Annotated in this window: 10 protein-coding genes; 7 read left to right on the top strand and 3 right to left on the bottom strand. The window is 66.4% G+C overall.

The features are described from left to right. The first annotated feature begins 147 nt into the window (after nucleotides 1-147). Nucleotides 148-1338, top strand: a complete 1191-nt coding sequence (locus D477_RS18945) for an acyl-CoA dehydrogenase family protein (protein WP_005273776.1) — start codon at nucleotides 148-150, stop codon at nucleotides 1336-1338. On the opposite strand, the gene D477_RS18940 is transcribed toward D477_RS18945, so the two are convergent. After that, nucleotides 1335-1868, bottom strand: coding sequence for a M23 family metallopeptidase (locus D477_RS18940; protein ID WP_005273773.1), 534 nt, complete (start codon nucleotides 1866-1868; stop codon nucleotides 1335-1337). The genes D477_RS18945 and D477_RS18940 overlap by 4 nt on opposite strands. A 421-nt stretch (nucleotides 1869-2289) precedes the next feature. On the opposite strand from D477_RS18940, the gene rpsB reads away from it, so the two are divergent. The 6 genes from rpsB (at nucleotide 2290) to D477_RS18910 (ending at nucleotide 7297) form a co-directional block, all read left to right on the top strand. After that, nucleotides 2290-3135: a 30S ribosomal protein S2 gene (rpsB, locus tag D477_RS18935; RefSeq protein ID WP_005273770.1), complete on the top strand. Its 846-nt coding sequence runs from the start codon at nucleotides 2290-2292 to the stop codon at nucleotides 3133-3135. A 122-nt stretch (nucleotides 3136-3257) separates the two neighbouring features. Further along, nucleotides 3258-4097 (top strand): translation elongation factor Ts, encoded by an 840-nt coding sequence (tsf, locus tag D477_RS18930; protein ID WP_005273768.1) that lies wholly within the window; start codon nucleotides 3258-3260, stop codon nucleotides 4095-4097. A 160-nt stretch (nucleotides 4098-4257) separates the two neighbouring features. Beyond that, nucleotides 4258-5007, top strand: coding sequence for a UMP kinase (gene pyrH, locus D477_RS18925; protein ID WP_043847709.1), 750 nt, complete (start codon nucleotides 4258-4260; stop codon nucleotides 5005-5007). A gap of 84 nt (nucleotides 5008-5091) precedes the next feature. Then, a complete protein-coding gene (frr, locus tag D477_RS18920; protein WP_005273761.1) occupies nucleotides 5092-5649 on the top strand; it encodes a ribosome recycling factor in 558 nt (185 codons plus the stop codon). Next, nucleotides 5649-6575 (top strand): phosphatidate cytidylyltransferase, encoded by a 927-nt coding sequence (locus D477_RS18915; RefSeq protein ID WP_005273758.1) that lies wholly within the window; start codon nucleotides 5649-5651, stop codon nucleotides 6573-6575. Before frr ends, D477_RS18915 begins: the two co-directional genes overlap by 1 nt. A 131-nt stretch (nucleotides 6576-6706) precedes the next feature. Further along, complete coding sequence (locus D477_RS18910) at nucleotides 6707-7297, top strand: DivIVA domain-containing protein (protein WP_052510853.1); 591 nt, start codon at nucleotides 6707-6709, stop codon at nucleotides 7295-7297. Here D477_RS18910 and D477_RS18905 read toward each other — a convergent pair. Next, complete coding sequence (locus D477_RS18905) at nucleotides 7294-8790, bottom strand: sodium/solute symporter (protein WP_005273752.1); 1497 nt, start codon at nucleotides 8788-8790, stop codon at nucleotides 7294-7296. The genes D477_RS18910 and D477_RS18905 overlap by 4 nt on opposite strands. Then, complete coding sequence (locus D477_RS18900) at nucleotides 8787-9203, bottom strand: hypothetical protein (protein WP_052510852.1); 417 nt, start codon at nucleotides 9201-9203, stop codon at nucleotides 8787-8789. The genes D477_RS18905 and D477_RS18900 overlap by 4 nt, the downstream gene beginning before the upstream one ends. Nucleotides 9204-9215: the final 12 nt, after the last annotated feature.

Here is a 9215-nt window from a genome sequence, read left to right as displayed (position 1 = left end):
ACGGGTTCCGCCGGGGCCTTGTCCGTTCCGCCGCAGGCAGCACCGCCGCCTGCCGTTGCCGAAGCGCCGCCGATAGACTAAGTTACTTCCCAGTAACTTGTTCACGACGGCTGGCTTCGGCGCCGGCGGCACAACCAAGGAGCAGCCATGGGGCGCACTGTGATTGATCCGGACAACCTTCCCTACTCCGACGGCGATTTCTACGCCTTCGAGCAGCTGCTCGCGCCGGCCGAACGGGACCGGCTGCAGGAGGTGCGGGACTGGCTGGCCAAGGAGGTTCGGCCCATTGCTGTGGATTGCTGGACGAGGGGCCAATTCCCCACGGAGATCATTCCGAAGCTGGCGGAACTGGATGTCGTCTCGCCGGTGCGCCGGCAGGGCCATTCGAATCTTCTGGCGGGAATGATCCATGCCGAATTCACTCGGGCAGATACCTCGATCGCCACCTTCATGGGCGTCCATGATGGACTGTTTACGGGATCGATCGAGGTGCTGGCCTCCAATGAGCAGAAGGAGGCGTGGCTGCCGGATATCTACGCGCTGAAGAAGATCGGCGCCTTCGGCCTGACGGAGCCGCTGGGGGGCTCGGACGTTGCCGGCGGGACGCGCACTACGGCCCGGCGGGAGGGCGGCCAGTGGATCCTGAACGGGGCCAAGCGCTGGATCGGCAATGCCACCTTCTCGGACTGGGTCGTCATCTTCGCACGGGACCTGGATGACAACCAGGTCAAGGGGTTCCTCGTTGATACCAGCCTCCCTGGCTACACCGCCACCAAGATCGAGAACAAGATCAGCCTGCGGACCGTCCAGAACGCCGACATCATCCTCGACAACGTCGCGGTGCCGGAGGAGTACCGGCTGCAGGGTGCCAACAGCTTCAAGGACACCAACAAGGTCCTGAAGGTCACGCGACTGGCGGTGGCCTGGCAGGCGGTCGGGCAGCAGCTGGCTGCCTTCGACGTCGCCCGGAACTACTCGCTCCAGCGCCAGCAGTTCGGCAAGCCGCTGGCCTCCTTCCAGCTGGTCCAGCAGCAGCTCGTGCAGATTCTCGGTAATGCGGTGGCGTCGATGGGCATGATGGTGCAGCTGGCGCAGCTGGAGGATGCCGGGGCCGCGCAGGACGAACAATCCGCCCTCGCCAAGGCCTTTACCACCGCGCGGATGCGTGAAAGCGTGGCCCTCGGCCGCAGCATCCTCGGCGGCAACGGCATCGTCGCGGACTATGAGATGGCCAAGATCTTCGCCGACGCCGAAGCGATTTACTCGTATGAGGGCACCCATGAGATCAATTCATTGGTGGTCGGCCGCGCCATCACCGGCATTGCCGCCTTCGTCTAAGGGGCAATCTCCGCCGGACGCGGCAGGAGCACGGAGGGGCGCAGGTCCACGACGAATTGCAGGGGATTGATGTAGTCCTCGCCAAGCCTTACTCCCCAGTGGAAGCAGCCCGGCGAGCAGTGCCTGGCGCCGGCTACAGTGCCGATGGCGTCGCCTGCATCGACGAGGTCGCCCTTGGCCAGGGTGCTCCGCACCGGCTCGAAACTGCTGCGCAGTCCACTGCCGTGGTCGATCGTGATGACCGGGCGGTCGACGACTGTGCCGACGAAACTGACGCGGCCCGCCTCCGGGGCGAGCACCTCGCCGCCGCCAGGAGCCGCCAGGTCGACACCGCGGTGGCCGCTGAGCCAGGACTCGGGCGGCGGATCGAAGGTCTTGAGGACCTGCGGAACCGGGTCGGCCGGCCAGTTCCACTCGGGGGCAAAGCCGCCGGCGCGGGAACCGGCGGCGGCCGAGGGGGCGGCCAGCACCAGCGCTGCAAGCAGGAGGGCCAGCGCCGGCAGGCGGAAAGACTTCGCGTCGAATGCCATGCAACGATGCTGTCCGGCGGTGGTCGAAAGTTCGCTGGAGCCAGCCGGGTATGTGGATGCGGCAGCAGCTTCGCCGCCTTGTGCAGGGAGGCTCCGAGCGCGTCCCTCGCGTCGGCCTGCGCCCCCGCGTTGTAGTACACTTGGCACAGCAGTTTTCTGTCTCCATGAGTCATGTCCAAACTACGTGCGGATCTGAGATGAAGAACGAACTGACTACGCGCATCTGTTACCCGCCGGGAAATCTTCCCGGCAGGAGTACGTCCAGGCGGTCCGGCTCGGCCGGTCCGGACGTGCGCCCTGATCCTCGTTGACCAGGGCTGGCCGGTGCCAGGAGCCCCGCCCAACCGGGCCACGGGCTGATAACCGTCTAGTGGCAGTACTGCCCGCACGATTGCGGCAGCCTGCCGGAAGGAGTGACGACATGCCAGTCGTTACCATGCGCCAGCTGCTTGACAGCGGCGTTCACTTTGGCCACCAGACCCGCCGTTGGAACCCGAAGATGAAGCGCTTCATCTTCACCGAGCGCAACGGCATCTACATCATCGACCTGCAGCAGTCGCTGTCCTACATCGACCGCGCCTACGAATTCGTCAAGGCCACCGTGGCCCACGGCGGAACCGTGCTGTTTGTCGGCACCAAGAAGCAGGCCCAGGAAGCCATCGCCGAGCAGGCGACCCGCGTCGGCCAGCCGTACGTCAACCAGCGCTGGCTGGGCGGCATGCTCACCAACTTCTCCACGGTCTCCAAGCGCATCCAGCGCCTGAAGGAGCTCGAGGAGATCGACTTCGAAGATGTTGCAGGTTCCGGCCGCACCAAGAAGGAGCTCCTGCTGCTCCAGCGCGAGAAGACCAAGCTGGAGACCACCCTCGGCGGTATCCGCAACCTGACCAAGGCTCCGTCCGTGGTCTGGATCGTGGACACCAAGAAGGAGCACCTGGCTGTCGACGAGGCCCAGAAGCTCAACATCCCCGTGGTGGCCATCCTGGACACCAACTGCGATCCGGATGAGGTCGACTTCCCGATCCCGGGCAACGACGACGCCATCCGCTCCGTCAACCTGCTGACCCGCGTTGTCGCAGACGCTGTTGCAGAGGGCCTGATCGCCCGCAACAACCGCGCTGCAGGCGGCGGCGCTGCTGCCACCGGCACCGAAGAGCCGCTGGCCGAGTGGGAGCGCGAGCTGCTCGAGGGCTCCGGTTCCGCCGAAGCTCCGGCTGCCGAGGCCGTGCCGGCCGAGGCTGCTGCTGAATCCGAGACCGAAAAGTAAATCCGATTTCCCGGCAGGCCCTTCGCGGCCTGGCGGGTCTCCACCGCCGCGGCTGGCCGAACTTCGGCCAGCCGCGCTGGTGGAACAGCACAAGTACTTACTACGGAGGGACTGGAGTCCAAATGGCGAATTACACCGCTGCTGATATCAAGGCTCTGCGCGAGCGCACCGGCGCCGGCATGATGGATGTGAAGAAGGCTCTCGACGAGGCCAACGGCGACGCCGAAAAGGCCATGGAGCTCATCCGTATCAAGGGCCTGAAGGGCGCCACCAAGCGCGAGGGCCGTTCCACCGCCGAGGGCCTGGTTGCCGCCAAGGTCATCGACGGAACCGTAGGCGTCATGGTCGAGGTCAACTGCGAGACCGACTTCGTGGCCAAGAACGACAAGTTCATCGCCCTGGCCGACAAGGTCCTCGAGGTTGCCGTTTCTTCCGGCGCCGCAGACCTGGACAGCCTGCTGGCCGCTGAGGTCGAGGGCAAGAAGCTCGCCGACTTCGTCATCGAAGAGGGCGCAGTGCTGGGCGAGAAGGTTATCGTCCGCCGTGTCGCACGCGTTGAGGGCAAGACCGTCGACGCCTACCTGCACAAGACGTCCAAGGACCTGCCGGCCCAGGTTGGCGTCCTGTTCGCCGTCGACGCCGAGGGCAACGGTGCAGCCGAGGCCGCCCACGACGTCGCGGTCCACGCCGCTGCATTCGCTCCGACCTACCTGACCCGCGACGAAGTTCCGGCCGACACCGTCGAGAACGAGCGCCGCATTGCGGAAGAAACCGCTCGTGCCGAGAACAAGCCGGAAGCTGCGCTGCAGAAGATCGTCGAAGGCCGCCTGAACGGGTTCTTCAAGGAGATCGTGCTGCTCGACCAGCCGTTTGCCAAGGACCCGAAGGTGTCGGTCGGCAAGGTCCTCGAGCAGGCCGGTGCCAATGCCACCGGAGTCGCACGTTTCCGCGTGGGCGCCTGATAACATCGCCGATAGCGATCCTGAGGATCGTGCCCTAGGCGGCGTCGATCCGACCAGTGAAGAGGGGGTGGTCACCAATGGTGGCCGCCCCTTTTTCCTGCCCGATAACTTCAACGAGCCGATCATCAACTGTCGAACCAACGTATGCCCGGGAGGCACAGTGGAATCCGAGACCGTAACCGAAACCAACGCTGCCGACGTCCAGCCCAAGCGGCGGCGGGTCCTGCTCAAGCTCTCTGGTGAGGTCTTCGGCGGCGGCAAGCTCGGCGTGGATCCCGATACAGTGCGGGGCATCGCCAAGCAGATTGCCGCCACGGTGGGGCAGGTGGAAGTGGCCATCGTGGTAGGCGGCGGAAACTTCTTCCGCGGGGCCGAACTCTCCCAGTCCGGCATGGACCGGTCGCGGGCCGACTACATGGGCATGCTAGGCACCGTGATGAACTGCCTGGCGCTGCAGGATTTTCTCGAGCAGGCAGGGGTCGACACCCGTGTGCAGAGCGCCATCACGATGGGCCAGGTCGCCGAGGCCTACATCCCGCGTCGGGCGATCCGCCACATGGAGAAGGGCCGGGTCGTCATCTTCGGCGCCGGCGCCGGACTGCCCTATTTCTCCACTGACACAGTCGCAGCCCAGCGTGCGCTGGAAGTGCATGCCGACGTCGTACTTATGGCCAAAAACGGTGTGGACGGGGTCTACACGGCAGACCCGAAGAAGGATCCGCAGGCCCAGAAGCTCGACGAGCTCACCTACGACGAGGCCATGATCCGCAACATCCGTGTCATGGACCAGACCGCCTTCAGCCTGTGCAGGGACTACAAGCTGTCCATGGTCGTCTTTGGCATGGAAGGCGAAGGGAATGTCAGCCGGGCTATCCTCGGGGAGAAGATCGGAACCTTCGTTTCCGCCTGACCAGGGATGCCGGGCCGCATGGCCTAGGATGGGTAACAGAGTCCTAAACCGCGTGCAGCGGAGAAGAATGTCGAAGGAGAGACCGTGATTCAGGAAACAATGCTTGAGGCTGTCGAGAAGATGGACAAGGCCGTCGAAGTGGCCAAGGAAGACTTCGCGACTGTCCGCACTGGGCGGGCCAACCCGGCATTGTTTTCCAAGGTCACGGTGGACTACTACGGCACCCCGACCCCGCTGCAGCAGCTGGCGTCTTTCCAGAACCCCGAGGCCCGCACCCTGCTCATCACGCCGTACGACAAGGCGGCGCTGAACGACATCGAAAAGGCGCTGCGCGAGTCCGACATCGGCGCCAACCCGGCCAATGACGGCAACGTCATCCGCGTGGTCCTGCCGGAGCTGACGGAGGAACGGCGCAAGGAGTACGTGAAGGTGGTCCGCGGCAAGGCCGAAGACGCCAAGGTCTCCATCCGCAACATCCGCCGGCGCGCGATGGACACCATCGGCAAGCTGGTCAAGGACGGGGAGATCGGCGAGGATGAGGGTTCGCGCGCGGAGAAGGACCTCGACGCCAAGACGAAGGCCCACACCGACAACGTGGACGAGTTGCTCAAGCGCAAAGAAGCAGAGCTGCTCGAAGTCTGATGGATACGGACCAGCCTTCAACCCAGGCTGGCGGTCCGCCGGCACCTGAGGCTGGTTCCGGCAAGCAAACGGCCGGAGCGGGCCGACGGCGGCAGCGTGCCGCCGTCAAGCCCTCCCGGGCCGGGCGCAACCTTCCCGCAGCCATCGCGGTGGGCCTGACCCTGCTGCTCGGCGTCCTGATCGGGCTGTTCTTCCTGCCGGACGCCTTTGTGGCCCTGGTGGCTGCCTTCTGCGTCATCGGCGTGTGGGAAGTGTCGCGCGCGCTGGCCGTCAAAGACATCCATGTGCCGAAGCCCCCGCTCTACGCCGGTGCCGTGACGATGCCGGTAGCCGCCTACTACGGTGGACCGGAAGCGCAGGCCTTCGCGCTGGTGGCGACGGCAGTGGCCATCATGGTTTATCAGTGCCTGGAGTCGTCGCGGGACGCGGTGCGCCGGATCATGTCCGGAGTGTTCGTGCTCTGCTGGGTGCCGCTGTTCATCAGTTTCGCCGTGCTGCTCCTCGACGAGGAGGACGGCGCCCTCAAGGTGGCGACCATGCTGCTGCTCGTGGTGGCGAACGACACGTTCGGCTATTTGGTCGGGGTTTTTTTCGGCAAGCATCCGATGGCGCCGAAGATCAGCCCGAAGAAATCCTGGGAGGGCTTCGCCGGCTCGGTCGGCGGCGCGATTGTGGTCGGCGTGCTGTGCTCGCTGTTCATCCTGGACCTGCAGTGGTGGTTCGGCCTGGTGCTCGCCATCGCCACGGTGGCGGCGTCCACGGCAGGCGACCTCGCCGAATCCATGGTCAAACGTGAACTCGGCATCAAGGACATGAGCAACATCCTGCCCGGCCACGGCGGCGTCATGGACCGGCTGGATTCCATCGTTTTCGCCGCGCCGGTGGCCTATGTCCTGGCGGTGCTGCTGGCGCCCGGCGCCATCTGAGTTCCGCCGCGGACACGGGCAGTGCGAGCAGCGCCTAAACTATTGACTGATCCTCCGGCGGCAGAGCCGGACCAAGCATGGACTGCGGCGGCCCGGCCTGCCGCTCTTGAAGGGGGATGCACCAGCTGACCATGGCGCGACAAGCAAGCGATTCGGGTAAGGATACGGCGCCGTTCGAACGGGTGGGACGCCGCGAGCACGGCTACAACGTCCGCCAGGTGGACCAGTTCCTGGCCCACGCGCGCGAGCATTTCAACGCACACGCCGGGGACAACGGCCGGATCACCAGCCGGGACGTGCGGGAGATGACGTTCGAACCGGCACGCGGCGGCTATGACCCGCGGGCGGTGGATTCCGCACTGGACCGGCTCGAGGACGTCTTCGCCCAGCGCGAGCGCGATGCCTTGATCGATGCCCAGGGCGAGGAAGTCTGGCTGGCGGAAATCGGCAGGGCCTCTGCCGTCCTGCGGGGCCGCCTGCACCGGGCTCCGGGCGAACGTTTCCGCCGCCCGTCCAAGCGCAATGCGCCCAGCTACAACATCGACGACGTGGACGCGCTCTGCAGTGAACTGATCGGGTACCTGGAGAACGACCAGCCGCTGAGCGTGGATGTGGTCCGGCGAGCCGTGTTCCGCGAAGCCAAGGGCGAGGCAGGCTACGAAGAAGCCCAGGTGGATGCGTTCCTGGACCGCGTCGTCGAACTGATGGCAGCGATCGACTAGTCCTGGGGCCCGGCAGGCCGCCACCCGGCGTGGACCGGTTCCGGGGTGTGCAGCCGCGCCATCACCCGGCTGACGGTGGCCGGGCGGCGGGCAGCGGTCAGCTTCGAGACCGCGATAGTGACCGCAAACGCCGTCGGAACGCTCCAAGCCGCGGGGTGGGCCAGCAGCTCCGCGAACGGGCCCAGCGCAGCGCCGGCGGCAGCGGCGGAGATGACTGCTGCCCCGCAGGCGAGGGCACCGGCAACCATGCCTGCAATGGCGCCCGCCGCGGTCAGGCCGCGCCACCAGATCCCCAGCAGCAGCATCGGGCAGATCGTGGAGGCCGTGAAGGCGAAGACCGTCCCGATGCTCCCGGCCAGCGCCAGCGAATCGGTGCCCAATGCCACCGCCAACGGGACCACGGCGGAGAGCACCGCGGCCCAGCGGAACCCCCGGACGCTGCCACGGAAGAGGTCCTGGCTGACCACGCCGGCCAACGAGACCACCAGTCCGGACGTCGTCGACAGGAACGCGGCGAACGCCCCGCCGGTGACCAGGGCGGCCAGCAACTGGCCTGCGGTGCCGCCGACCACCTGCTGGGGGAGCAGCAGCACCGTTGCGTCTGCCTGGCCGCCCTCGGCCAGTTCCGGCGTGTAGATCCGCCCAAGCACGCCGAAGATGGTTGGGAACACGTAGAACAGGGACAGCAGGCCCAGCACGATCAGCGTCGTCCGGCGTGCCGCCGGTCCGTCGGGATTGGTGTAGAAGCGCACCAGCACATGCGGCAGCCCGAGGGTGCCGAAGAGCAGGGCGATGACCAGCGAGGCGTTCCGGTAGAGGGAGGCCTGGTCCGTCACATCGAGGTCCCGGTGGAATGCGGCCCCGCCGTCGGTAATCGGCGCGCCCTGCGCCCCGAGGCTGAGGAGCACGAAGACAGCCGGCACCGCAAGCGCCGTCAGTTTCAGCCAGTACTGGAAGGCCTGCACGAAGGTGATTGAGCGCATTCCTCCCGCAATCACTGTCAGGACCACCACCACAACAACGACGGCGGCGCCCACCCATGCGGGGAGGCCGGTAGTTATGCGCACGGTCAGGGCGGCACCGTGCAGCTGGGGCACAATGTAGAGCCAGCCGATGACCACCACGAGGATGCTGGTCACCCGGCGGGCCGGCCGCGAGTCCAGCCGGGCTGCGGCGAAGTCGGGGATGGTGTAGGCGCCGGAGCGGCGCAGCGGGGCGGCCACGAACAACAGGAGCATCAGGTAGCCGGCGGTGTAGCCGATCGGAAACCACAGCGCGTCGATGCCGGAGACCAGGATGAGCCCGGCGACGCCCAGGAAACTGGCGGCCGACAGGTACTCGCCGCCGATCGCCGACGCGTTCCACCACGGCCGCACCGTCCGGGAAGCGACATAGAAATCCCCGGTGGTCCGGGAGATCCGCAGCCCGTAGATGCTGATCAGGACGGTCGCAGCGCAGACTGCGGCAAGGGCGGCCAGGACCAGGGGGTTCATTCGGGATCTGCCGTCCAGACCGGACGGGGGCTGCGGCCGTCGTCGACCAGTTGCCGGAAACGGTGCTCATTGCGGGCCGCAGCACGGTTGTAGAGCGCGGCGCAGATGATGATGACCGGGTAGATGGCAGCGCCGAGCAGCACCCAGGGCAGCGGCACGGTGAAGACGGTCATGTTGTTGATGCTGGGGAAGAGCAGCATCAGTGCAGGCACACCCAGCAGGATCAGGGCGAAGCCGCCGGCGACCACGAGGGCCAGGCGCAGCTGCGAGCGCATCAGCGAGCGGACGAACATTTCGCCGAGTTCGGACTGTTCGGCCAGCTCGCGCGAGACGCTGAACCGGCTGCGCGCCACGACTGCCCTCGTCCGCGGGGCGGTCACCCGGACGCGGGCCGGCCCCTGCCCCTGGCTCATGCGCCGGGCCTG

This window comes from Arthrobacter crystallopoietes BAB-32, assembly GCF_000328305.2.
GTDB classification, from domain to species: domain Bacteria; phylum Actinomycetota; class Actinomycetes; order Actinomycetales; family Micrococcaceae; genus Crystallibacter; species Crystallibacter crystallopoietes_A.
This window is presented reverse-complemented; position numbering and strand designations above follow the sequence as displayed.